The sequence below is a fragment of the Pseudomonas bijieensis genome, from assembly GCF_013347965.1.
GTDB lineage: Bacteria > Pseudomonadota > Gammaproteobacteria > Pseudomonadales > Pseudomonadaceae > Aquipseudomonas > Aquipseudomonas bijieensis.
The window spans coordinates 1,157,886-1,182,319 of record NZ_CP048810.1 but is presented as its reverse complement, the minus strand read 5'-3'; the positions used below and the strand labels follow the sequence as shown (position 1 = coordinate 1,182,319).

Sequence of the window (24,434 nt, the reverse complement as noted above, 5' to 3'; positions counted from 1 at the left end):
GGGAGGCCAGATGAAACTCAGCCTGGGACCGGTCCTGTTTTACTGGGACAAAGCGCAACTGGGGAATTTCTATGCCGAGATGTCGGCATTGCCGCTGGACGTGATTTACCTGGGGGAAACCGTGTGTTCGAAACGCCGGGCGTTCTCCCTGGATCAATGGCTGGGCCTGGGGCGCGAGCTGCAAACCTGCAGCCAGGCACAGATTGTGTTATCGAGCCTGACGCTGATCGAAGCGGCCTCGGAGCTTTCTTCGCTGCGCCGCCTGTGTGACAACGGTCAATTGCTGGTGGAAGCCAACGACATGGGGGCGGTGCAGTTCATGGCCGAACGCAAGCTGCCCTTTGTCGCAGGTCCGGCGCTGAACCTGTACAACGGCCACGCCCTGGCGCAATTGCAAGACAGCGGCATGATCCGCTGGGTGCCGCCCGTGGAGTGCTCGGCGGCGCTGATCGGTGATGTGCTGGAGCAGGTGCGGGACATGGACCGCGACGTGCCCGAAGTAGAGATCTTCGCCTACGGCCATCTGCCCTTGGCGTACTCGGCGCGCTGCTTTACCGCCCGGGCCGAAAACCGGCCCAAGGACGACTGCCAGTTCTGTTGCATCAACTACCCCGACGGGCTGGCGTTGAGCAGTCAGGAAGGTCAGCAGTTGTTCACCCTCAACGGCATCCAGACAATGTCCGGCGAGGTGACGAACCTGCTGGCCGATTACAACGCGCTGATGGCCTGCGGTGCCGACGTGCTGCGCCTGAGCCCGCGCGCCCAGGGCATGGCCGAGGTGGTCACGGCCTTCGACAAGGTGCGTCAGGGCGAGGCACCACCGCTGTTCGTGGACGGTTGCAATGGCTATTGGCATGGTCACGCCGGCATGTTGAAGGTAGAGGAGGCGGGCCTGTGTTGAGTCCGAAGAAGTGGCTGCTCAAAGGTGCCGACCGCTTGCTGCCGCTGGTGGGCAAGGTGCCGTTCGTGGTGCAGCGGCTGACGTTGCAGCAGGCGCTCAACCGTTGCCTGGCCGAGCCGCTGCGCGATGGCGGGTTCGATGTGCTGCGCGGGCGTTGGTTGTGCCTGCGCGTGCCCGACCTGAAACTGTGCTGGTACCTGACCCTGGCGCGGGACGGACTGCGCATCGCCGAACGGGCCGAGGCCCAGGTCACCATCAGCGGCAACTGGCGTGAGTTTCTGCTGCTGGCCAGTCGTCAGGAAGACCCGGACACGTTGTTCTTTCGTCGCCGGTTGGTGATCGAGGGGGATACCGAGCTGGGGTTGGCGTTGAAGAACTTGATCGACAGTCTTGATCCGGAGGTGTTGCCGCCGTGGCTGTGGCGCAATCTGGAGCGGGCGGGCAAGGGGTTGGCGGCAAGTTAAGGTAGATTGCATTGGCTCTTGTGGCGAGGGGATTTATCCCCGCTGGGTCGCGAAGCGGCCCCATTCAATGTGCCCGATACATGGCCTTGGGACTGCTTCGCAGTCCAGCGGGGATAAATCCCCTCGCCACAAGGGAACTGGGTCTGGGCCCACTATTGCTGGTAAGCCTCCAGCTCATCCTCGGCCAGGATGCGAATATTGCGCCGCTCCATGGCAATCAACCCCCCATCCACCAACCGATGAAGAATCCGCGAAAACGTCTCCGGCTGGATCCCCAGCTTGGAAGCCACCAGACGCTTGGACACCTGCAACACCACCTGACCATCCCGCGGATCGCGTTCCTGCAACAGGAAATTGATCACCCGCCGACTGGCACTGGCCAAGGTCAGGTTGTCGATATCCTTCAGGCGCTGGTGCAGATGGATGCTCATGCTCGCCAGGATCGCCAGGCAGACCTTCGGTTGGTCCTCCAGGGCGTTCCGGTAATGGTTGCCTTCGACACTCACTAGCACGCTGTCCTTGATTGCCGACGCGCTGACCGGGTAGCAACGGGCCTGGCTGAACAACAGGGCCTCGGCGAAGGTCTGGCCGGGCTGGATGATTTCCACCAGGTTTTCCTGGCCTTCGCCGGTCACCCGATACAACTTGATCTGCCCACTGACCAGCAGGAAAAACCGCTTGGCCGGGTCGCCCTGGTGCATGAGCGTGCTGTTGCAGGGCAGGCGCTTGAGGACGGCGAGGTTGCACACGTCCTCGAAAATCCGCTCCGGCAATTGGCTGAACAGGTGGTGACGACGCAACAGTAAAACGATGGAAGGGTGGGTCAGCATGGCGTACCTCCGCGTGCCGTCATGGTAGGGCCCAAGTCGCCGTCGGCCTATGCCTCGGCAGGCCTACCTCGGAAGAGGGATGGGAAGCGGCCGTGCCAGTCTGTCAGTCAAATCAATGCCTGCAGAACACAGATATTGTGGCGAGGAGCTTGCCCGCCGCCGCGCAGCAGCCCCAAAAATAGGGCCGCTGCGCGCCCCAGCGGGAGCAAGCTCCCTCGCCACAGGTTGTGTGTTTATTCATGGATCCCAACCAGAGCTAGCCCACCCCGCGCAAATTCTCCATCGCCCACACTGCGGCTTCGACCCGTGAACGCAAGCCGAGCTTGTGCAGCAGGTTCTTCACATGGACCTTGACCGTACCTTCGGTGATGCCCAGCTTGTGCCCGATGACCTTGTTGCTGTAGCCACCGGCGATGGTCTTGAGTACCTGGCGTTCGCGCTCGGTCAGCTCCACATCGGCCTGGCGCGGCGGGGAGCGCAGGGCCTGGGCCATGACGCGGGTCAGGCCGGGGCTGATCACCAGGGCGCCGTTGAGGGCGTCGCGGATGTACTGGATCAGCAACTCGGGCTCCATGTCCTTGAGCAGGTAACCATTGGCGTCCAGGCGCAGGGCGTCGCGGATGTCGTCCTCGGCGTCGGATACGGTGAACAGCAGCACCTTGCCGGTGTAATTCATGGCACGCAGCCGACGCAGGGTCTCGATGCCGTTCATCTGCGGCATGTTGTTGTCCAGCAATACCAGGTCGGGCTTGAGCGGCTCGATCAGGGCCAGGGCTTCTTCGCCGTGGCTGGCTTCACCGACAATCTGCAAATCGTCTTCAAGCTCAAGCATCTGGCGGATGCCGCGACGCATCATCGGATGATCGTCGACCAGTAGCAGGGTATGGCGCAGGGGGGCGTTCATGTTGCGAGGCCTTCGGTGTGTTGGCCCAGGAATTCCGGTTGGAAATGCACCTGGATACGGGTGCCCTGGGGTGTACGGGAGAGAATCTGCAATTGGCCACGCAGGCTGCGGGCCCGCTCGTTCATGATGTTCAGGCCATGGTGCTCGCGCTGGTCGACTTCGCCACTGAAGCCGCGGCCATCGTCTTCGATCGACAGTCGTACGGTCTCGCCTTCCTGGCGCAGTTCGAGCCAGGCGTTTTCGGCATGGGCGTGGCGCAGGCAGTTGGACAGCGCCTCGCGGGTGATCTGCAGGATGTGGATCTGCTCGCTGGCCGACAGCTCGAAAGCCAGGCTGTCGACGAACAGGTGCACCTTGAAATTCCCACGGTTGGAGAATTCTTCGGCGGTGTCCTTGAGCTCCTCCACCAGACCGTCGTCGTGGATCTGCAAGCGGAAGGTAGTCAGCAGTTCGCGCAATTGGCGATAGGCATTGTTCAGCCCTTCGCGCAGCTCACCGGTGACGGTTTCCAGGGTCTGCACCGGCTCGCCTCGACGCATCAGGGTCTGCATGCGGCTGACTTGCAGCTTCATGTACGACAAGGCCTGGGCCAGGGAATCGTGGAGCTCGCGGGCGATGATCGTGCGTTCGTCGAGCAGCAGCAGGCGGTGGTCCTGTTCGCGCTGGCGTTTGAGGGACAGCGACGTGCCGATCAGGTTGGCCAGGGCTTGGATCAGTGCGGTTTCCCAAGGCTGCGCCGTGTGGCCGTCGACAAAATGCGCCTTGAGTTCACCCAGCTCATTGCCCTGGTTGCTGATACTGAAGGCCTGCGGGCGCGCAGCGTTGTGTTTATGGCAACTGGCACAATCGCTGCTGGCGCAGACCTGGCGACTGCTGGCGCCATGCAGGGCCAACAGGTGCCGGGCCGGCGTCTGCAATTGCCCTTGCAGGCATAGCGTCAGGCGCAGGCCGGGCAGGCGCTGCTGGAAGCGCCGGATCAATTCGTCGAGTCCTTCGGCGTTGGCCTGACGGGTGGCGAGGTTGCGGCTGCTCTGGTACAGCAACTCCAGGGCGGCATTGGCCTGTTGCAGGTTCAGGGTCTTTTGCTGGACCTGGTTTTCCAGGGTGCGGTGCGATTGCTCGATGGTCTCGGCCATGGTGTTGAAGCTCGTCGCCAACTGGCCCAGCTCATCCTCGGACTGATGATTGACCCGCACCTGGAACTCGCCCCGGCGAAAGCGCTGGGTGGCGTCGACCAGTTCCTGCAAGGGCGTGACCACACCGTACTGCAATTCATACAGGCCGATCAGCAGGATGATCATGGTGCTGAACAGCGCCATGCCCTGGATCGTCTGCTGCCAGCCTTGTTTGTGCTCGCTCTGGCGTTGCAGCAGGGTGACGAACTGATCCAACTGCTCAACGAAAGAGTTGGCGCTGTTCTGGAAAAACGCCGAATCGCCGCGCTCGATGGCCGGGCGCAGGGTCTGGTTCCAGCGTTGCACCAGGTTCTGGTAGCTCTGGTGCAGGGAAGTCGTCGGCCCGTCTTCCAGCACGGCGCGCAGGGCCGGGCTGTCGAGGCGTTGTTGCAGGCTGGCGATGATCGCCGGGACTTCATCGGTGGCTCCCGCCGCCAGTTTCCAGCTCAGGTGGTAGGTCTCCATGCGCACGGAACCGGCGGTGTTGATGGCGGCGGCGTCGCCCTGGCTGAACCAGGCGATCAACCCGGCGCTCAAGGAACTGGCCAGGGCCAGGATGGCGATCAGGATCACCGCCAGCCCGGCGCGAGCGGGCAGGGAACTGCGCAGCCAACGCATCATTGACGCGGGCCTGTGGGGCAAAACTGTGAACCGAGCATAGGAGGCGCCCTGGACCTGGGGGGTGTAGCAGCCAATCCTGGGCGCACTACCTCTAAAGAGTTGTCGGCCGCTCCGTTTCCATAAAAGCTTCGGCAGACTTGTTCAAGATATTGATAAATAAAGGGTTTTATCGATATCGGAATCTACCTCCTTGGAGGTAGGCGGGCCAAGCATAGGCCTGTACCGCCCCGGGGCACGTTGACCCAAGTCAAGTTTTTGCGGGGTTCGTATCACTAGGCTGCGCTCATCGAACTGACGGAGTGCATCGTGATGCGAGCGCAAGTGCAACAAGGGCTGGTACTGGGGATGAGTACCCTGGCCTTCACCGTGTGCTTCATGGTCTGGATGATGTTTGCCGTACTGGGCGTTCCGATCAAGGAACTGCTGGCCCTCAATGAAACCCAGTTTGGCCTGCTGGCCGCCACGCCGGTGTTGACCGGTTCGCTGGTGCGTTTGCCCTTGGGGCTTCTGACCGACCGCTTTGGCGGACGGATCGTGTTCTTCCTGCTGATGCTGTCCTGCGTGTTGCCGCTGTACCTGATCACCCTCGCCACGGCCTTCTGGCAGTTCCTGGTGCTGGGCCTGTTCGTCGGCCTGGCCGGTGGCTCGTTCTCGGTGGGCATCGCCTACGTCGCCAAGTGGTTCGACAAGCAGAACCAGGGGTTTGCCATGGGCGTCTTCGGTGCCGGCAATGCGGGGGCGGCGGTGACCAAGTTCCTCGCCCCGGCGCTGATCGCCTTCGGCTCCTGGCACCTGGTGCCAAAAGTGTTCAGCGCGATCCTGTTCATCACCGCACTGTTGTTCTGGTTCCTCACCAGCGAGAAAAAGGAACACAGCGGCACCGGCGGCGCGACGTTGCGCGAGCAATTGAAAACCCTGAAAGAGCCGGCCGTGTGGCGCTACTGCCAGTACTACTCGATCGTGTTCGGCGGCTACGTGGCCCTGGCCCTGTGGATGACCAAATACTACGTGCAGGAATACGGTTTCAACCTGCAAAGCGCAGCGTTGCTGGCGGCGTGTTTCTCCCTGCCCGGTGGCGTGCTGCGAGCCGTCGGTGGCTGGATGTCCGACCGCTGGGGCGCCCAGAGCGTGACCTGGTGGGTGTTGTGGGTCAGCTGGATCTGCCTGTTCCTGCTGTCCTATCCCCAGACTCAACTGCAAGTGAAGACCGTCAACGGCATCGTCGATTTTCACATCGGCCTCAACGCCACGCTGTTCACCGTACTGCTGTTCGTGATGGGCATCGCTTTCGCGTTCGGCAAGGCCTCGGTTTTCAAGTACATCGCTAACGACTACCCGAAAAACATGGGCGCAGTGTCCGGCATCGTCGGCCTGGCCGGCGGCTTGGGCGGGTTCGTGCTGCCGATCATGTTCGGCGCCCTGGTGGACCTCACCGGCGTGCGCTCGTCCTGCTTCATGTTGATGTACGGCGTGGTCTGGGTCTCCCTGACCTGGATGTACTTCAGCGAAATGCGCAAGCGCCCGCTGCTGGGTAAACAGTCGTCGGCCAGCCAATCCCCGTTTTCCAGCATTGCCCAAGGAGAAGAACATGTCCGTTCTGCAAACGCCTGAAAAAGGCCCGGTCATTCATGACTGGCGCCCGGAAGATCCCGCATTCTGGGGCCGCAGCGGCAAACTGACCGCCCGGCGCAACCTGTGGATTTCCATCCCGGCGCTGCTGTTGGCTTTCGCGGTGTGGATGGTCTGGAGCACGGTGATCGTGCGCCTGAACGCCATCGGCTTCAGCTTCAGCACCGACCAGTTGTTCTGGCTGGCGGCATTGCCGGGGCTGTCGGGTGCGACCTTGCGCATCTTCTATTCGTTCATGGTGCCGATTTTCGGTGGCCGGCGCTGGACCGCCCTGAGCACCGCGTCGCTGTTGGCACCTGCACTGTGGATGGGCTTCGCCGTGCAGGATCCGACCACGCCCTACAGCGTGTTCGTGCTGATCGCGCTGCTCTGCGGTTTTGGTGGCGGCAACTTCGCCTCGAGCATGTCCAACATCAGCTTCTTCTATCCCAAGTCCCAGCAGGGCACGGCCCTGGGCCTGAACGCCGGGCTGGGTAACCTGGGTGTGTCGGTGATGCAGTTCTGTGTACCGCTGGTGATTTCCTTCGGTGTGTTCGGCTTCATGGGCGGCCAGCCGCAGGTGTTGGCTGACGGCAGTTCGCTGTGGCTGCAGAACGCCGGTTTCATCTGGGTGCCGTTCATCCTTGCCGTGACCCTGATCGCCTGGTTCGGCATGAACGATTTGTCCAGCGCCCGTGCTTCGTTCAGCGAGCAGGCGGTGATCTTCAAGCGCAAGCACAACTGGCTGATGTGCTGGTTGTACCTGGCAACCTTCGGTTCGTTCATCGGCTTCTCCGCTGCCTTTCCACTGCTGATCAAGACCTCGTTCCCGGACGTCATTGCCTTGAAATTCGCCTTCCTCGGGCCACTGGTGGGTGCGCTGGTACGGCCGTTGGGCGGTTGGCTGGCGGACAAGCTCGGCGGCGCGAAAGTCACTTTGTGGAACTTCGTCCTGATGATCGCCATGGTGTTCGGGGTCCTGCACTTCCTGCCTCAAGGCGGCCAGGGCGGCAACTTCTACGGCTTCCTGGGCATGTTCATGTTGCTGTTCATCACCACTGGCGTGGGCAACGGTTCGACCTTCCGCATGATCCCGGTGATCTTCCGCACCCTGCATGAAAAAGCCGCCCTGGGGAAAAAGCCCGAGGTGCGCGAGCAAGCGATCAAGAACGCCGGCAAGGAATCGGCCGCGGTGCTGGGTTTCAGCTCGGCCATGGGTGCCTTCGGTGCGTTCTTCATTCCTAAATCATTCGGCTCTTCGATGGCCCTGACCGGCGGCCCGGAGATGGCCTTCTACATGTTCGTCGGCTTCTACCTGAGCTGCATCGTGGTGACCTGGTGGTGGTACGCCCGCAAGGGCGCCGCAACACCTTGCTAAGCCGAACCTAAACCTGCGTGGGCGGGGCGCAGACCCCGCGGAGCAAGCCTGAGAGGAACACACTGTGAGTCATTTATTGGATCAACTGCGGTTTTTCAACCGCAAGCAAGGCGAGTTTTCCGATGGTCACGGCGAGACCCGCAAGGAGTCCCGGGACTGGGAGAACGTCTACCGCTCCCGCTGGCAGTACGACAAGATCGTGCGTTCCACCCACGGGGTGAACTGCACCGGCTCGTGCTCGTGGAAGATCTACGTCAAGAACGGCCTGATCACTTGGGAAACCCAGCAGACCGACTACCCGCGCACTCGTAACGACCTGCCCAACCACGAGCCACGCGGTTGCCCTCGCGGCGCGAGCTACAGCTGGTACATCTACAGCGCCAACCGGCTCAAGTACCCGAAGATCCGCAAGCCACTGCTCAAGTTGTGGCGCGAAGCCCGGCAGACCCTGGCGCCAGTGGAAGCCTGGGCCAGCATCGTCGAGAACAAAGCCAAGGCCGACTCGTACAAGAGCAAGCGCGGCATGGGTGGCTTCATCCGTTCCAACTGGGAAGAAGTCAACGAGATCATCGCCGCCGCCAACGTCTACACCGTCAAGGAGCACGGCCCGGACCGGGTTGTGGGCTTCTCGCCGATCCCGGCCATGTCGATGGTCAGCTATGCCGCCGGCTCGCGTTACCTGTCGCTGATCGGTGGCGTGTGCCTGAGCTTCTATGACTGGTATTGCGACTTGCCACCAGCCTCGCCCATGGTCTGGGGCGAGCAGACCGACGTGCCGGAATCGGCCGACTGGTACAACTCCAACTACATCATTGCCTGGGGCTCCAACGTCCCGCAAACCCGTACCCCTGACGCCCACTTCTTCACCGAGGTGCGCTACAAGGGCACCAAGACCGTGGCGATCACCCCGGACTATTCGGAAGTCGCCAAGCTCACCGACCTGTGGCTCAACCCCAAGCAGGGCACCGACGCCGCCCTGGCCCAGGCCTTCAACCATGTGATCTTCAAAGAATTCCACCTGGACAAGCCGAGCGCCTATTTCACCGAATACGCCAAGCGCTACACCGACCTGCCGGTGCTGGTGATGCTCAAGCCGATGCTCGGCGCGGCGCCCGGTGCCGGTTACCAGCCGGACCGTTTCCTGCGGGCCAGCGACCTGACCGACAACCTCGGCCAGGAAAACAACCCGGAATGGAAAACCATCGCCCTGGATGCCGCCGGCGAACTGGTTTCGCCCCAAGGCTCCATCGGCTATCGCTGGGGTGAGAAGGGCAAGTGGAACATCCTGCCCCGTGAAGGTGGCGAGGGGCGTGAGATCGACCTCAAGCTGAGCCTGATCGGCGGCGACGTCGCCGAGGTGGCGTTCCCATACTTCGCCGGTGAAGCCCAGGAGCACTTCCAGCATGTGGCCGGTGAAGCGGTGCAGTTCCGTCGGGTGCCGGTGCACAGCGTGGTGCTGGCCGATGGCAGCGTGGCGAAAGTCGCCACCGTATTCGACCTCTCGGCGGCCAACCTGGCCATCGACCGTGGCCTGGGCGGCGCCAACGTTGCCAAGGACTATAACGACGCCTCGGTGCCCGGCACTCCGGCCTGGCAGGAGCAGATCACCGGTGTGAGCCGCGAGAAGGCGATCCAGATCGCCCGTGAGTTCGCCGACAACGCCGACAAGACCCGTGGACGCTCGATGATCATCGTCGGTGCGGCGATGAACCACTGGTACCACATGGACATGAACTACCGCGGGCTGATCAACATGCTCATGCTCTGCGGTTGCGTCGGCCAGACCGGCGGCGGCTGGGCCCACTATGTCGGCCAGGAAAAACTCCGTCCGCAATGCGGCTGGCTGCCCCTGGCCTTCGGCCTGGACTGGAACCGTCCGTCACGGCAGATGAACGGCACCAGCTTCTTCTATGGTCACAGTTCGCAATGGCGCCACGAGAAGATGAGCATGCACGATGTGCTCTCGCCCCTGGCCGACAAGTCGCAGTTCCCTGAGCACGCCCTGGACTACAACATCCGCGCCGAACGCGCCGGCTGGTTGCCGAGCGCACCACAACTCAACACCAACCCGCTGCACATCTGCCGTGATGCCGCCGCCGCGGGCCTGGAGCCCAAGGACTACGTGGTCAAGTCGCTGCAGGACGGCTCCCTGCGCTTTGCCTGCGAACAACCGGACAGCCCGGTGAATTTCCCGCGCAACATGTTCATCTGGCGCTCCAACCTGCTGGGCTCCTCGGGCAAAGGCCACGAGTACATGCTCAAGTACCTGTTGGGCACCAAAAACGGCGTGATGAACGAAGACATCGGCCAGGTCGGCGACTGCAAGCCTACCGAAGCCGAATGGGTCGATGAGGGCGCCATTGGCAAGCTCGACCTGGTGACCACCCTGGACTTCCGCATGTCCTCGACCTGCGTGTATTCCGACATCGTCTTGCCGACCGCCACCTGGTACGAAAAAGACGACATGAACACCTCGGACATGCACCCGTTCATTCACCCGCTGTCGGCGGCTATCGATCCGGCCTGGGAATCGCGTTCGGACTGGGAAATCTACAAGGGCATCGCCAAGGCGTTTTCCGCCATGTCGGTCGGCCACCTGGGTGTCGAGAAAGACCTGGTCACCGTACCGTTGATGCACGACAGCGTCGGCGAACTGGCCCAGCCGTTTGGTGGCACTGACTGGAAAAGCGCCGGTGTGGCGCCGGTACCGGGCAAGAACGCACCGAACCTGCAGGTGGTGGAGCGCGACTACCCGAACATCTACAAGCAGTTCACTTCCCTGGGCCCGATGCTGGAGAAACTCGGCAACGGCGGCAAGGGCATCAACTGGAACACCGACACCGAAGTGAAGTTCCTCGGTGAGCTGAACCACAAGGAAGTCGAAGCGGGCATCAGCCAAGGGCGGCCAAAAATCGACAGCGCCATCGACGCTGCCGAAGTCATCCTGTCCCTGGCCCCGGAAACCAACGGCCACGTCGCGGTGAAAGCCTGGGCGGCGCTGTCGGAATTCACCGGTATCGACCACAGCCACCTGGCGGTGTCCAAGGAGCACGAGGCGATTCGCTTCCGTGACATCCAGGCCCAGCCACGCAAGATCATTTCCAGCCCGACCTGGTCCGGCCTGGAAGACGACCACGTGAGCTACAACGCCGGCTACACCAACGTCCATGAATCGATCCCATGGCGCACCATCACCGGTCGCCAGCAGTTCTACCAGGATCACCCGTGGATGCAGGCGTTCGGCGAGCAGCTGATGAGTTATCGGCCGCCGGTCAACACCCGCACCATCGCTGGCGTGAAAGGCAAGCGCAGCAATGGCCAGACCGAGATCGTTCTGAACTGGATCACTCCGCACCAGAAGTGGGGTATCCACAGTACCTACAGCGACAACTTGCTGATGCTCACCCTCAGCCGTGGCGGCCCGATTGTCTGGCTCTCGGAAATCGACGCCAAGCGTGCCGGCATCGAGGACAACGACTGGATCGAGTGCTTCAACGTCAACGGCGCATTGACCGCCCGGGCGGTGGTCAGCCAGCGGGTCAAGGAAGGCATGGTGATGATGTATCACGCCCAGGAACGCATCGTGAACGTGCCGGGGTCGGAAACCACCAAGACCCGTGGCGGCCACCACAACTCGGTGACCCGCGTGGTGCTCAAGCCTACCCACATGATCGGTGGCTACGCCCAACAGGCCTATGGCTTCAACTACTACGGCACGGTCGGTTGCAACCGCGACGAATTCGTCGTGGTGCGCAAGATGGCCAAGGTCGATTGGCTCGACGGTTCCAGTGGCGATGATCTGCCGCGTCCACTGCCGACTGATATCGAGGAGAACTGAGATGAAGATTCGCTCACAAATCGGCATGGTCCTGAACCTGGACAAATGCATCGGCTGCCACACTTGCTCGATTACCTGCAAGAACGTCTGGACCAGTCGCGAAGGCATGGAATACGCCTGGTTCAACAACGTCGAATCCAAGCCGGGCATCGGCTATCCCAAGGAGTGGGAAAACCAGGACAAGTGGAAGGGCGGCTGGATCCGTAACGCGGACGGTTCGATCAACCCGCGCATCGGCGGCAAGTTCCGCGTGCTGGCGAACATCTTCGCCAACCCGGACCTGCCGAGCCTGGACGACTACTACGAACCGTTCGACTTCGACTACCAGCACCTGCACACCGCACCGCTGGGCGAGCACCAGCCTACCGCGCGACCACGTTCGGTAGTGTCCGGCAAGCGCATGGAGAAGATCGAGTGGGGTCCGAACTGGGAGGAAATCCTCGGCACCGAATTCGCCAAGCGGCGCAAGGACAAGAACTTCGACAAGATCCAGGCGGACATCTACGGCGAGTACGAAAACACCTTCATGATGTACCTGCCGCGCCTGTGCGAGCACTGCCTGAACCCGGCGTGCGCGGCGTCCTGCCCAAGCGGGGCGATCTACAAGCGCGAGGAGGACGGCATCGTCCTGATCGACCAGGAAAAATGCCGCGGCTGGCGCATGTGCATCAGCGGCTGCCCGTACAAGAAGATCTACTTCAACTGGAAGAGCGGCAAGTCGGAAAAATGCATCTTCTGCTACCCGCGCATTGAAGCGGGTATGCCGACCGTCTGCGCTGAAACCTGCGTTGGCCGCATCCGTTACCTCGGCGTGCTGCTGTATGACGCCGATCGCATCAGTGAAGTGGCGAGCACTGCCAATGAGCAGGACTTGTACGAGAAACAACTGGAGATCTTCCTCGACCCGAACGACCCGGCGGTGATTCGCCAGGCCCTGGCCGATGGCGTGCCGCAGTCGGTCATCGATTCGGCGCAACGCTCGCCGGTCTACAAAATGGCCGTGGACTGGAAACTCGCACTGCCGCTGCACCCGGAATACCGCACCTTGCCAATGGTCTGGTACGTGCCGCCACTTTCGCCAATCCAGAACGCCGCCGCGGCTGGCACCGTGGGCATGAACGGGGTGATCCCGGATGTCGACAGCCTGCGCATTCCGCTGCGTTACCTGGCGAACATGCTCACCGCCGGTGATGAGAAACCGGTCAAGCATGCCCTCAAGCGCCTGCTGGCGATGCGTGCCTACAAGCGTTCCGAGCAGGTCGACGGCGTGCAGGATCTGCAAGTGCTGGCCGACGTTGGCTTGAGCGTGAACCAGGTGGAAGAGATGTACCGCTACCTGGCGATTGCCAACTACGAAGACCGTTTCGTCGTGCCAAGCGCTCACCGCGAAGACGCCATGAGCGATGCGTTCGCCGAGCGCTCCGGCTGCGGTTTCAGCTTTGGCAGCGGTTGCAGCGGCAGCTCCGACACCAACATGTTCGGTGGCAAGAAGGCCAACCGCCGCGACGTGATCAAAACCGTGCAGTTGTGGGAGGAATGAGCATGCGCATTCTCAAGGTGATTTCGTTGCTGCTCGATTACCCGACCGAGACCCTGGTGGCCGGTCGGGATGAGCTGGAACAAGCGATTCTCCAGGCACGGGAAATCAGTCCCAACCAGCGCGCCGGGTTGTTCGAATTGCTCGAGGTGATCTGCGGCAAGGACCTGATGGACGGCCAGGAGCACTACGGTGCGCTGTTCGGCCGCGGCCGTTCGCTCTCGCTGCTGCTGTTCGAACACGTGCACGGCGAGTCCCGCGACCGCGGCCAGGCCATGGTCGACATGATGGCCCAGTACGAAGAAGCCGGTTTCGCCATCGGCGTCAAGGAACTGCCCGACTACATCCCGCTGTACCTGGAGTATCTCTCCACCCGCGAAGACATCGAGGCCCGCGAGGGCCTGGCCGATGTAGCACACCTGCTGGCCTTGCTCGCGGCGCGCCTGGAAGAGCGTGAAAGCGCCTACGCCAGTTGCTTCCGGGCCTTGTTGCAGATCTCCGGGGCCGAACCCCAGGGCGCGGTCGCCGAACTGCGTGAGCAGGTCAAGGCCGAGCCACGGGACGACTCCCTCGAAGCCCTGGACAGGGTCTGGGAAGAAGAGGCAGTGGATTTCATGAAGGCCGAGCAGCAAGACCGTTGCAGCTCGATGCCAAGCGCGCCGGGCAAGGCGCGGGACGAAAGTGCGGTACCGCTGCACTGGGTGGATTTTCAGCATGAAGGGCTGGCCGCAGCGCCAGCCGGGGAGGTGGGCAATGTCTAAATGGGATCTGTTGTTGTTCGGGGTCTACCCCTATATCGCCCTGGCGATTTGCCTGATCGGTAGCTGGGCGCGGTTCGACCTGTCCCAGTACACCTGGAAGGCCGGTTCGAGCCAGATGCTCAACAAGCGCGGCATGCGCGTAGCCAGCAACCTGTTCCACATCGGCGTGCTGTTCGTGCTGGCCGGGCACTTTGTCGGGCTGCTGACGCCATCGGCGATTTACCACCATGTGCTGAGCACCGAGAACAAGCAGTTGTTGGCGATGGTCTCCGGCGGTTTCTTCGGCGTGCTGGGCCTGATCGGCCTGGTGATGCTGCTCAACCGTCGCCTGACCGACCCACGGGTGCGTGCCACGTCCAATGCCTCGGACATCCTGGTGTTGGTGGTGTTGCTGGTGCAACTGGTGCTGGGGCTGATGACCATCGTCGCCTCGACCGCACACATGGACGGTTCGGTGATGGTGATGCTGGCCGACTGGGCCCAGAACACTGTGCTGTTGCGTCCGGTTGAAGCCGCTACCTCGATCGCACCGGTGAGCCTGATCTACAAGCTCCATGTGGTGCTGGGCCTGACCCTGTTCGTGTTGTTCCCGTTCACCCGTCTGGTCCATATCGTCAGCGCGCCGGTCTGGTACCTGGGACGTCGTTATCAAATCGTTCGGCAGAAGTTTTGAGGAGAAGATCATGGCGAGTGGATGCGGATGTGGCGGTGGTGGCGGCGGTAGTGGTGGTTGCGGTTCCTCGGCAAAAGCGGCAGCGGTGATCGCGCCGATTGTCGATACCGAACCGGCGGGGACGGTGCAGTTCGAGCCGGCCCAGGTTGGGCCGGTGGCGGAGGATGAAGCGCCGCAGTTGATTGCCAGCAGTGAGCAGGAGTGGCCGATCATCAGCGTCAATGGGGTGTCGATCACCCCGCAGGCGATGGCCCAGGAGCTGCAATATCACCCGGCTGACAGTCGCGAGGATGCGGTCTACCAGGCCGCTCGGGCCCTGGTGATTCGCGAATTGCTCCAGCAACGTATCGCCGAACTGGGCCTGGCGTTGCAGGTCGGTGCCGGTGAAAACGAAGAAGAGGCAGCCACGCGGTTGTTGCTCGAACGTGAGGTGCAGGTGCCGCAGTGCGACGAGGCCACCTGCCTGCGTTATTACGAAAGCAACCGGGCGCGTTTTCACAACGCACCGTTGCTGGCGGTGCGGCACATCCTGCTCGAATGTGCCCCGGACGATGCCGAGGCCCGCAGCCTGGCTCATGTACAGGCCGAGCTGCTGCTGGAACGACTGGACCAGTTCCCCGGCAGTTTCGCCGAGCTGGCGCTGAAGTATTCGGCCTGTCCGTCCAAGGAGCAGGGTGGCTCGCTGGGGCAGATCAGCAAGGGCCAGACCGTGCCTGAGCTGGAGCGGCAGTTGTTCACCCTGCCGGCGGGCCTGGCCAGCAAACCGCTGGAAAGTCGCTACGGCTGGCACGTGATCAGCATCGACCAGCGCATCGATGGCCAGCCGTTGCCCTATGAGGCGGTGGCGACGGCAATTCGTACCCAGTTGCAGCAGGGGGTTTGGCAAAAGGCGCTGGTGCAGTATCTGCAAACCCTGATCGGTGCGGCGGACATCCGCGGCATTCACCTTCAGGGTGCCGACTCGCCGCTGGTGCAGTGAGCACTGGCTCAATCGGGAGATCTTCATGAACGCGGTGTTGCAGGACGGTTTTGGGCGCCAGATCGATTATTTGCGGATGTCGGTGACCGATCGTTGTGATTTTCGTTGTGTGTATTGCATGGCGAAAAACATGACCTTCCTGCCGCGTCAGCAAGTGTTGACCCTGGAGGAGTTGCAGCGCCTGGCGCGGCTGTTCGTCGGCCTGGGGGTGAAGAAAATCCGCCTGACCGGTGGCGAGCCGCTGATCCGTCCAGGCATCGTCGGGCTGTGTCGCGACATTGCGGCATTGCCCGGCCTGCGGGAACTGGTGATGACCAGCAACGGCTCGCAGCTGGGGCGATTGGCCCAGCCGCTGGTCGAGGCTGGGGTCAAGCGCATGAACATCAGCCTCGACAGCCTGGACGGTGAACGCTTTCGGGCGATCACCCGCAACGGCAACCTGGACCAGGTGCTGGCTGGCATTGAAGCGGCGAAGGTGGCCGGGTTCGAACGGATCAAACTCAACTGCGTGGTGATGAAAGGGCGCAACTTCGATGAAGTCCCGGCGCTGGTGCAGTACGCCATCGATCAACGCATCGACATCAGCTTCATCGAGGAAATGCCCTTGGGAGAGGTCGGGCGTTCCCGGGGCGAGTCGTTCTGTTCCAGCGATGAGGTCCGGGCCGAGATTGCCCGGCATCATCGCCTGCTCGACAGCGCCGAGAGCAGTGGCGGACCGGCGCGCTATGTGCGCCTGGAGCGTCATCCGGATACTCGGATCGGGTTCATTTCACCCAACACCCATAACTTCTGTGCCAGTTGCAACCGTGTCCGCATGACTGTCGAAGGGCGCTTGCTGTTGTGCCTGGGACAAGAGGATTCCCTCGACCTGCGCGGCTTGCTGCGGCGTTATCCGCTGGAAGACCAACCGGTGATCCAGGCGGTGCAGCAGGCGCTGTGCGGCAAGCCACTGCGCCATGACTTCAATCCGGGTGGGGGAAGTGCAGATCGTGCGGTTCATGAACATGAGTGGGGGCTGAGCAAGTCCCATAAGGGGTTTGTAGTGGATACAAATTTTGCAGTCACCCCGAAACTCATGTGGGAGCGGGCTTGCTCGCGAAGGCGGTGGGTCAGCTTGCATTAATGTTGAATGTGCTGGCCCCTTCGCGAGCAAGCCCGCTCCCACAGGGATCTGTGGTGAATCCAAATCCAACGGTCACTTCGAAACCTGTGTGGGAGCGAGGTGCTGCCAAATGACCTTTCAAGGCTGATGGACAGTCGCCCTCGATTCTTGATGTCGATCAATTGCAACCCTGGCTTTTGCCCGTACCCTACACTGCATATTGTGTTTGTTTAATTAAAAAAAGCCTATATGTAGTGTGTGGAGCCAAAATGCAGAGCACGTTGATCACAGTAGGATGTAACCGCTTGCATAAGCGCGATGGCAGTGTGGTTGCCTTTGACGCGGACAAGATCCGCCAGGCGCTGATCGCTGCGGGCAAGGCCACGGGCGAGTACGCCGAAGCCGAAGCCGAGGGGTTGCTCAAGGCGGTGTTGGCGCGGTTGGAAGGGCAGGCGCGGTTGAACGTCGAGCAGATCCAGGACCGGGTCGAGCGAGTGCTGATGGACGCCGGTTACTTTCTCTCCATGCGGGCCTACATCGTCTATCGCGAGCAACACGGACGCCTGCGTCGGGATCGCCGTACGTTGGTGGAAGTCGCCACGTCGATGAACGAATACCTGGATCGCGAAGACTGGCGCGTTCAGGCCAACGCCAACCAGGGCTATTCCCTCGGCGGGCTGATCCTCAACGTATCGGGCAAGGTCACCGCCAACTACTGGCTCGACGAAGTTTATAGCCAAGCCATCGGTGAGGCGCATCGCGAGGCTGACCTGCATATCCACGACCTGGACATGCTCGCCGGCTACTGTGCCGGCTGGTCCTTGCGCACCCTGTTGCACGAAGGCCTCAACGGCGTGCCAGGGCGGGTCGAGGCCGGGCCGCCCAAGCATCTGAGCAGTGCCCTGGGGCAGATGGTGAATTTCCTCGGCACCCTGCAAAACGAATGGGCCGGCGCCCAGGCGTTCAGCTCATTCGACACCTACTTGGCGCCCTATGTGCGCAAGGACCAACTCAGCTACGACGAGGTTCGCCAGTCGTTGCAGGAGTTCATCTACAACCTCAACGTGCCGTCGCGCTGGGGCACGCAAACCCCGTTCACCAACCTCACGTTCGACTGGGTCTGCCCACAGGACCTGCGCGAACAGATCCCGGTGATTGGCGGCGAAGAAATGCCGTTCGCCTACGGTGACTTGCAAGCGGAAATGGAGCTGATCAACCGCGCCTACATCGAAGTGATGCAGGCCGGCGATGCGAAAGGCCGGGTGTTCACTTTCCCGATCCCGACCTACAACATCACCCATGACTTCCCCTGGGACAGCGAGAACGCCGACCGCCTGTTCGAAATGACCGCCCGCTACGGCCTGCCGTATTTCCAGAACTTCCTCAACTCGGACATGCAACCCAACCAGGTGCGCTCGATGTGCTGTCGCTTGCAACTGGACGTGCGCGAGCTGCTCAAGCGCGGTGGCGGCCTGTTCGGTTCGGCGGAACAGACCGGTTCCCTGGGCGTGGTGACGATCAACTGTGCCCGTCTGGGCTACCTGTACAAAGGCAATACCAGCGCATTGCTGCAACGCATCGATGCCCTGATGGAATTGGCGAAAGAGAGCCTGGAGGTCAAGCGCAAGGTTATCCAGCATCACATGGATGCCGGTTTGTACCCCTACACCAAGCGTTACCTGGGCACCTTGCGCAATCACTTCTCCACCATCGGCGTGAATGGCCTGCACGAAATGCTGCGCAATTTCACCGACGACCAGCAAGGCCTGCACACCGAGCAGGGCCGGGAATTCGCCCTGAAGCTGCTGGATCACGTACGGGCCACGCTGCTGCGTTTCCAGGAAGAAACCGGCCACCTCTACAACCTGGAAGCCACGCCTGCCGAGGGCACCACGTACCGCTTCGCCAAGGAAGACCTCAAGCGCTACCCGGATATCCTGCAGGCCGGCAGCCTGGTCGCACCGTACTACACCAACTCATCGCAACTGCCGGTGGGCTTCACCGAGGATCCGTTCGAAGCCCTGGAGCTGCAGGACGAACTGCAATGCAAATACACCGGCGGCACCGTGTTGCACCTGTACATGGCCGAGCAGATTTCCTCCACGCAGGCCTGCAAGCAATTGGTGCGCAAGGCCCTGGGGCGCTTCCGCCTGCCGTACCTGACCATCACGCCGACCTTTTCCATCTGCCCGGTGCACGGCTACCTGGCCGGCGAACACGAGTTTTGCCCCAAATGCGACGAGGCCTTGCTGCTGCAACAACAGCGCCAGGGCAGCGTTCACTGACCCGATCCATCGACCGCAAGGAGCTTCATCCATGAACGCATCACAATCTCTTCCGCAGGCACAGCGTCAACGTTGCGAAGTCTGGACCCGAGTGATGGGTTATCACCGCCCGGTGGCGGCCTTCAACCCGGGCAAGCAATCCGAGCACCGCGAGCGGGTGCACTTCACCGAACGCGCGGCCGGGCGTCCATGAGTCGAGTGCTACGGGTCGGGGGCATGGTGCCCCTGACCACCCTCGATTATCCGGGCCAACTGGCGTGCGTCCTGTTTTGCCAGGGCTGTGCCTGGCGTTGTCGTTACTGCCATAACCCGCAACTGATCCCGCCGCGCGGCAGCGAGGAGGTGGATTGGTGCCGGGTGCTGGCGTTCCTGCAACGCCGTCAGGATCTGCTCGACGCCGTGGTGTTCAGCGGTGGCGAGCCGACCTTGCAGGACGGCTTGGCGCCAGCCATGGAGGAAGTGCGGCAGATGGGCTTTCGCATCGGCCTGCACAGCGCCGGCATCAAGCCGGCGGCCTTCGCCAAAGTGGTCGGGCAAGCCGATTGGGTGGGGTTCGACATCAAGGCCTTGCCCGAAGATGCCCTGGACGTGACCCGGGTCGAAGGCAGCGGCGCCGCCAACTGGCGCAGCCTTGACCATCTGCTGGCCAGCGGCGTGGATTACGAATGTCGCACCACCGTGCACTGGCACCTGTTCGACCCCGAGCGCCTGTTGACCCTCGCCCGGCGCTTGAGCGAACGGGGCGTCACACGGTTTGCCGTGCAGCTGGTACGTACCGCGCGGATGCTCGATCCGCATCTTTCCAGCGTCTCGGCACACCGCTTGCAGCCTGAACTGTGGGCCGCGCTGCGTGAGATGTTTCCTTCGTTCGTGTTACGCAGTTGACCGAGCGCGGGAATGAGCGACCGACAGCGGCCCGGGATGACCGGGCCCTTCTTTTTTCAAGGTTTTCAAATGCGCTGCCAGCCGGCAGGTAGTTGAACAGGGAGCATTTGACATGACCAGACTCACCACCGCCCGACGTATCGTGCTCGGTTTCGCCATCGCACCGCTGGCCTTGATCGCCTTGACGTTCTACGCCTTGAGCGACCTGGCGATGTTGCGCGACCAGGCCGAGCAGGTCGTCAGGCAGGATTGGCCGAAGATCGATCCGATCATGGTGATCGCCACGGGCGTGCGCGATAACGCCAGGAATACCCGGGACTTGCTGATCGACAAGAACAATGCGCAGGTCCAGCAATCCATCGACGCCACCCGGCAACGGATTACCCAGGCCTTCGCCACGCTGGAGCCGCTGTTCGATCAGCCCGAAGGCAAGGCCGCGTATGCCGAACTGAAGAAACGTCGCGAGGCCTATGTGGCGGCGTTCGTCCAGGTGCAGGCGTTGATCCGCCAGGGCGCGACGGAGGAGGCGATGACGCAGCTCAAGCAAGGAGTGATCCCGGCGGAGCGCGAGGTGTACAAGAGTCTCGAAGGGATCATGGCGATGCAGGGCAAGCTCTTCGTCGAGCGTGAGCACCAGGCACAGGCGCGCTACAACGATGCGCGACGCAACATGCTGGCGATGGTGCTGGCTTGCCTGGCCCTGGTGAGTACTGTCGCGATCCTGGTGACCCGCAGCGTGACCCGTCCCCTGGGCGGTGAGCCCGATGACGCGGCGCGGGTGCTCAGCCATATCGCCCAGGGTGACCTGACGATCCGCGTACCCGTGGGTGTCGGCGCCAATGACAGCGTGATGAGCAACATGCACGACATGCAGCAGAGTCTCAACAGCATGGTCCGGCATATCGCGGCCTCGGTGGATCGAGTGGCCAGTTCCTCCGAGGAGCTGAGCGCCGTGAGCAGCCAGACCAGCAGCACCTTGCAGTTGCAAGGCCAGGAAATCGAACAGGCTGCCGCGGCCGTGAACCAGATGACCGCGGCGGTGGATGAAGTGGCGCGCAATGCCGTGAGCACCAGTGAAGCTTCGCGAGTATCCGAGCAAACTGCCCAGCGCGGTCGTGAACAGGTTCAGGAAACGGTCGTTTCCATTACCGCGCTGGCCGAAGGTGTCACGGACAGTTCCGGGCGAATCCAGCAACTGGCCGGACGGGTCCAGGACATCAGTTCGGTGCTGGATGTGATCCGCAGCATCGCCGAGCAGACCAATCTTCTGGCCCTGAACGCCGCCATCGAAGCGGCCCGTGCCGGCGATGCCGGGCGTGGCTTTGCGGTGGTGGCCGATGAAGTCCGCGCGTTGGCTCATCGGACCCAGGATTCGACTCGGGAAATCGAGGGCATGATCGGCAACATCCGCCTGGACAGCGGGCACGCGGTGAGCTCCATGCAAAGCAACAGCGAGCTGGTGCAGGTCACGCTGCAAGTCGCCCAGCGTTCCGGCGATGCCCTGGACGAAATCGCCCGCTCGATCTCGCAGATCAACGAGCGCAACCTGATGATCGCCAGTGCCACCGAACAGCAGGCCCTGGTGGCGCGAGAGGTGGATCGTAACCTGATGGGTATTCGCAACCTGTCCGAGCAGGTCATGCTGGGCGCCCGGCATACTGATACGGCGGGCCAGGACTTGGCGCAGATGGCCGGGTCACTGCATGAGACGGTGGCGCGGTTCAAGGTGTAGGTGACCATCGCGGGGCAGGTGTGCGCGGCAATCGCGTACACCTGATATCCCCTGTGGGAACGAGCCTGCTCGCGATGGCGTTGGGTCAGCTTGTGGTGATGTTGGATGTGCCGGCACCATCGCGAGCAGGCTCGCTCCACAGAAATCCAGATGTTGGAGCCGTGATCACCATCCCCAGAATTGCAGCCACCAGCCATAGCCCACCAGGCCGCTGGCCGATACCAGGCAGGCCATGGCGAGCAGTCGCCGGACGGGTGATGCGGTTGTTTGTTCCAGACGCCTATAGCCCAGCCACAAACTCCAGGCTATGGCCGCTACCAGCAACCCGGCCCGTGCCGGTTGTACCCACTCCAGCAGCAGTCCTTCATAGCGCAGCAGTTTGACCGTGGTGGCCGACAAGCCGAGGAACAACCCTGCACCGCCGAGGGGCGTCAGGGTGATGGCCAAGGGCCAATATTGTGCGCTGTCACCCGTGAGTCGCGCCGCAAGACGCATCAGCAGCATCAGCGAAGTGCCTATCAGCAGCGCACTCGTGCCCAGGTACGCAACAATGCAAAAACCATCGAGCCAGCTGAAGCTGTCATTGAGCTGCGGATAGTGCGTCAGCAGCCACCAAGGTGCGTTGTCCTGGAGTGCCCACAGCCAATCGTGACTGACCAGCCACTGGGCCAGGCTCTGCTTGAAGTCAATGAACCAAGGGCTGACGGTCCACTGGAAGGCGCCCATGGCCAGGCCGATCACACCGAACAGCAGCAAGCGAGCATCCCAGGCTGAAAGCGTGTTAGCCGTCGAATGAAGGATTTCCTCGCTGCTGGAGCGGGCAATCAGCCGCACCGCGTCGCGCTGGCCGCTGCAGCGACCACAGGCGTGGCAATCGGCGGCGCCGCGCAGGCGACGGATGTCCAGCAGCGGTGCGCAATTGGGAGGAGGGCGACGCGGCGGCGGGTTCTCCAGCCAGCGTTGTTCGTCCACCTGGAAGTGCACCGGCGCCAAGCGAGCCAGCAGGGAAAAGACACCACTGACCGGGCACAGGTAACGGCACCACACCCGCTTGCCCCGGGCGAATAACAGGCCGACGATCACTGCGGCGACGGTCGAGCCCCCCAGGATCAGCAGCGCCGCCTGGGCATAGTCGTACACGCTGATCAACTGGCCGTAGACCGTGGTCAGGCAGAACGCCAGGGTCGGCCAGCCGGCCCAGCGCAACCCGCGCGGCACCCCGAGGCCCTTGCCGTAGTGGCTGGCCCATTCGCTCAGGGCGCCTTCCGGGCACAGCACGCCACACCAGAGGCGACCGAACAGCACGATCGACAGCAGCACGAACGGCCACCATAGGCCCCAGAACAGAAACTGCGCCAGCAGCGTGAGGTTGTCGAACAGACGCGCCTGGCTGCTGGGCAGCGCCGACAGGGCCGGCACCACCAGCAGCACCGCGTAGAACAGCACCACCGCCCATTGCACGACACGAATGGTTGCACCGTGGCGCCGCATGCCGTCGCCCAGGCGCTGGAGCCAGGGGTTCAGGTCGGGCATGGCAGGTTTTCCGCCTTGCGTGGACGCAGCCAGCCCGCGACTAAGCCCCAATAGCCCAGCCACACCAGCAGTGTCATCGCGCTCGGGCTGGCTCGATAGCCGGTGAAATCCGCCAGGAACCCACCGAAACCATGACCGTCGTCGAGTATCGCGCTGCTGTCCCACAATGCGTCGCCAATGCCGCGATACACCGCCTCGGGCCAATCCATCGCAAGCAGTTGCCCGCCGACCCGCTCGATACCACTGACCAGCAACGCCGCGCCCAACAGCAGCAGGATCGCTTCGCTGATGGCAAAGAACCGCGGCCATGAGATGAACCGGCGACTGCTGTGCAACAAGGAGACGGTCAGCAACGACAGTACCAGCCCGGCCAGCGCACCGACGGCGAACAGGCCCAGTTGCGGCCCTTGCAGGCGCGCGCCGGCACCGTACAGGAAAACCACGGTTTCACTGCCTTCGCGGCTCACGGCGAGTAACGCCAGCAGCAACAGCCCGAGGCCGCCCTGGCGGCTCAGGCGCTGGTCGGCGTGGCGCGTCAAGTCATGCTTGAGCGTCCGCGCGTTCCGGTGCATCCAGCCTACCATCTGCACGATCAGCAGGCTGGCGACCAGGGCCAACGACGCCTGGAACCATTCATTGGCGGTACCGCTCATGGCTTCGCCGGCCAGCAGGATCAGCCCGGCCAGCACGCCGGAAAGCAGTAAGCCCAGCGCCGCGCCGGCCCATACGTAGCGCAGCAGTTGGCTGGCTTGTTGCTGCCGGCTGACCCAGGCCTGGAGAATCCCGATCACCAACAACGCCTCGACGCTTTCGCGCCAGACAATAAACATCGATTGAGTCATGCAAATGCCTCTTGCTGGCCGATTACCGGGCGAGAATCCCGCCCTCGGGCAGTTGCGGATTGAATTCATCGAAAAACGGATAGTGCCCCGGGCGCAACGGGTGGATCACCACGAAGGTGGTGACGCCGGGCGAGAGCACTTTCTCTACGCGCAATGGCGTGCTTTCGAACTCCGCCGGGCCCTGGCCGACGTTCTTCAGCACGATCTTGAAGCGTTGCCCGGCTGGCACTTCCAGTTGCGGCGGCGTGAAATGCCCGTCGCGGATGCTCAACTCGTAGGTCGGCAGTTCGGCATGGGCGATCGAGGGCAGCATCAAGCCGGCCAGCGTCAACCAGGCCAGGCGTCGATGAGCCGCGATGTGCCGGGGGCAGGAGGAGCGGCCCATG

At 62.4% G+C, this 24,434-nt stretch carries 19 protein-coding genes and 1 pseudogene; 14 read left to right on the top strand and 6 right to left on the bottom strand.

Annotated features, from left to right (window positions below; translation table 11 throughout):
* Positions 1–10 precede the first annotated feature (10 nt).
* Entirely contained in the window at positions 11–901 is an 891-nt protein-coding gene (locus GN234_RS04890; RefSeq protein WP_109756134.1) for a U32 family peptidase, read from the top strand.
* Positions 895–1,365 (top strand): ubiquinone anaerobic biosynthesis accessory factor UbiT, encoded by a 471-nt coding sequence (ubiT, locus tag GN234_RS04885; RefSeq protein ID WP_116832266.1) that lies wholly within the window; start codon positions 895–897, stop codon positions 1,363–1,365. Before GN234_RS04890 ends, ubiT begins: the two co-directional genes overlap by 7 nt.
* A gap of 152 nt (positions 1,366–1,517) precedes the next feature.
* On the opposite strand, the gene GN234_RS04880 is transcribed toward ubiT, so the two are convergent.
* The 3 genes from GN234_RS04880 to GN234_RS04870 all read right to left on the bottom strand — a co-directional run bounded on the left by GN234_RS04880 (position 1,518) and on the right by GN234_RS04870 (position 4,895).
* Entirely contained in the window at positions 1,518–2,195 is a 678-nt protein-coding gene (locus GN234_RS04880) for a Crp/Fnr family transcriptional regulator (RefSeq protein ID WP_109756132.1), read from the bottom strand.
* A gap of 256 nt (positions 2,196–2,451) precedes the next feature.
* Positions 2,452–3,099, bottom strand: a complete 648-nt coding sequence (narL, locus tag GN234_RS04875; protein WP_176687980.1) for a two-component system response regulator NarL — start codon at positions 3,097–3,099, stop codon at positions 2,452–2,454.
* Entirely contained in the window at positions 3,096–4,895 is a 1,800-nt protein-coding gene (locus GN234_RS04870; RefSeq protein WP_176687979.1) for a HAMP domain-containing protein, read from the bottom strand. Before GN234_RS04870 ends, narL begins: the two co-directional genes overlap by 4 nt.
* A gap of 309 nt (positions 4,896–5,204) precedes the next feature.
* On the opposite strand from GN234_RS04870, the gene GN234_RS04865 reads away from it, so the two are divergent.
* From GN234_RS04865 to GN234_RS04810, 12 genes and pseudogenes are all read left to right on the top strand, one after another.
* Positions 5,205–6,506, top strand: coding sequence for an MFS transporter (locus tag GN234_RS04865; protein ID WP_411828803.1), 1,302 nt, complete (start codon positions 5,205–5,207; stop codon positions 6,504–6,506).
* Complete coding sequence (locus GN234_RS04860) at positions 6,484–7,881, top strand: NarK family nitrate/nitrite MFS transporter (protein ID WP_109756128.1); 1,398 nt, start codon at positions 6,484–6,486, stop codon at positions 7,879–7,881. Before GN234_RS04865 ends, GN234_RS04860 begins: the two co-directional genes overlap by 23 nt.
* A 64-nt stretch (positions 7,882–7,945) precedes the next feature.
* Positions 7,946–11,719 carry a nitrate reductase subunit alpha gene (locus tag GN234_RS04855; protein WP_116832269.1) on the top strand — a complete coding sequence of 1,258 codons (3,774 nt, stop codon included), beginning with the start codon at positions 7,946–7,948 and terminating at the stop codon, positions 11,717–11,719.
* A 1-nt stretch (position 11,720) separates the two neighbouring features.
* On the top strand, positions 11,721–13,259 hold the full coding sequence (narH, locus tag GN234_RS04850) for a nitrate reductase subunit beta (protein ID WP_030137649.1): 1,539 nt from the start codon (positions 11,721–11,723) through the stop codon (positions 13,257–13,259).
* A 2-nt stretch (positions 13,260–13,261) separates the two neighbouring features.
* Positions 13,262–14,017: a nitrate reductase molybdenum cofactor assembly chaperone gene (gene narJ, locus GN234_RS04845; RefSeq protein WP_109756126.1), complete on the top strand. Its 756-nt coding sequence runs from the start codon at positions 13,262–13,264 to the stop codon at positions 14,015–14,017.
* On the top strand, positions 14,010–14,690 hold the full coding sequence (gene narI, locus GN234_RS04840) for a respiratory nitrate reductase subunit gamma (RefSeq protein WP_109756125.1): 681 nt from the start codon (positions 14,010–14,012) through the stop codon (positions 14,688–14,690). Before narJ ends, narI begins: the two co-directional genes overlap by 8 nt.
* 10 nt (positions 14,691–14,700) lie before the next feature.
* Positions 14,701–15,669, top strand: a complete 969-nt coding sequence (locus tag GN234_RS04835) for a peptidylprolyl isomerase (RefSeq protein ID WP_176687977.1) — start codon at positions 14,701–14,703, stop codon at positions 15,667–15,669.
* Positions 15,670–15,694: 25 nt separating this feature from the next.
* A pseudogene (moaA, locus tag GN234_RS04830) lies at positions 15,695–16,688 on the top strand (GTP 3',8-cyclase MoaA).
* 352 nt (positions 16,689–17,040) lie between these two features.
* Positions 17,041–19,056 (top strand): ribonucleoside triphosphate reductase, encoded by a 2,016-nt coding sequence (locus GN234_RS04825; RefSeq protein ID WP_176687975.1) that lies wholly within the window; start codon positions 17,041–17,043, stop codon positions 19,054–19,056.
* Between the two features lie 31 nt (positions 19,057–19,087).
* Positions 19,088–19,249 carry an anaerobic ribonucleoside-triphosphate reductase gene (gene nrdD, locus GN234_RS04820; RefSeq protein ID WP_003202433.1) on the top strand — a complete coding sequence of 54 codons (162 nt, stop codon included), beginning with the start codon at positions 19,088–19,090 and terminating at the stop codon, positions 19,247–19,249.
* Entirely contained in the window at positions 19,246–19,941 is a 696-nt protein-coding gene (locus tag GN234_RS04815) for an anaerobic ribonucleoside-triphosphate reductase activating protein (RefSeq protein ID WP_232199924.1), read from the top strand. The genes nrdD and GN234_RS04815 overlap by 4 nt, the downstream gene beginning before the upstream one ends.
* Before the next feature lie 112 nt (positions 19,942–20,053).
* A complete protein-coding gene (locus GN234_RS04810; protein ID WP_116832275.1) occupies positions 20,054–21,673 on the top strand; it encodes a methyl-accepting chemotaxis protein in 1,620 nt (539 codons plus the stop codon).
* A gap of 165 nt (positions 21,674–21,838) precedes the next feature.
* Here the strand turns inward: GN234_RS04810 and GN234_RS04805 are convergent, their stop codons facing one another.
* From GN234_RS04805 to GN234_RS04795, 3 genes are read right to left on the bottom strand one after another with little or no spacing between them, the layout of a single operon-like run.
* The gene (locus GN234_RS04805; RefSeq protein ID WP_176687974.1) at positions 21,839–23,206 is read right to left on the bottom strand and encodes a 4Fe-4S binding protein; all 1,368 of its coding nucleotides are present in this window, start codon (positions 23,204–23,206) and stop codon (positions 21,839–21,841) included.
* Positions 23,194–24,048, bottom strand: coding sequence for an FTR1 family iron permease (locus tag GN234_RS04800; RefSeq protein ID WP_163853852.1), 855 nt, complete (start codon positions 24,046–24,048; stop codon positions 23,194–23,196). The genes GN234_RS04805 and GN234_RS04800 overlap by 13 nt, the downstream gene beginning before the upstream one ends.
* A 22-nt stretch (positions 24,049–24,070) precedes the next feature.
* Positions 24,071–24,433 carry a cupredoxin domain-containing protein gene (locus GN234_RS04795; protein WP_109756116.1) on the bottom strand — a complete coding sequence of 121 codons (363 nt, stop codon included), beginning with the start codon at positions 24,431–24,433 and terminating at the stop codon, positions 24,071–24,073.
* Between the last annotated feature and the right edge of the window lies 1 nt (position 24,434).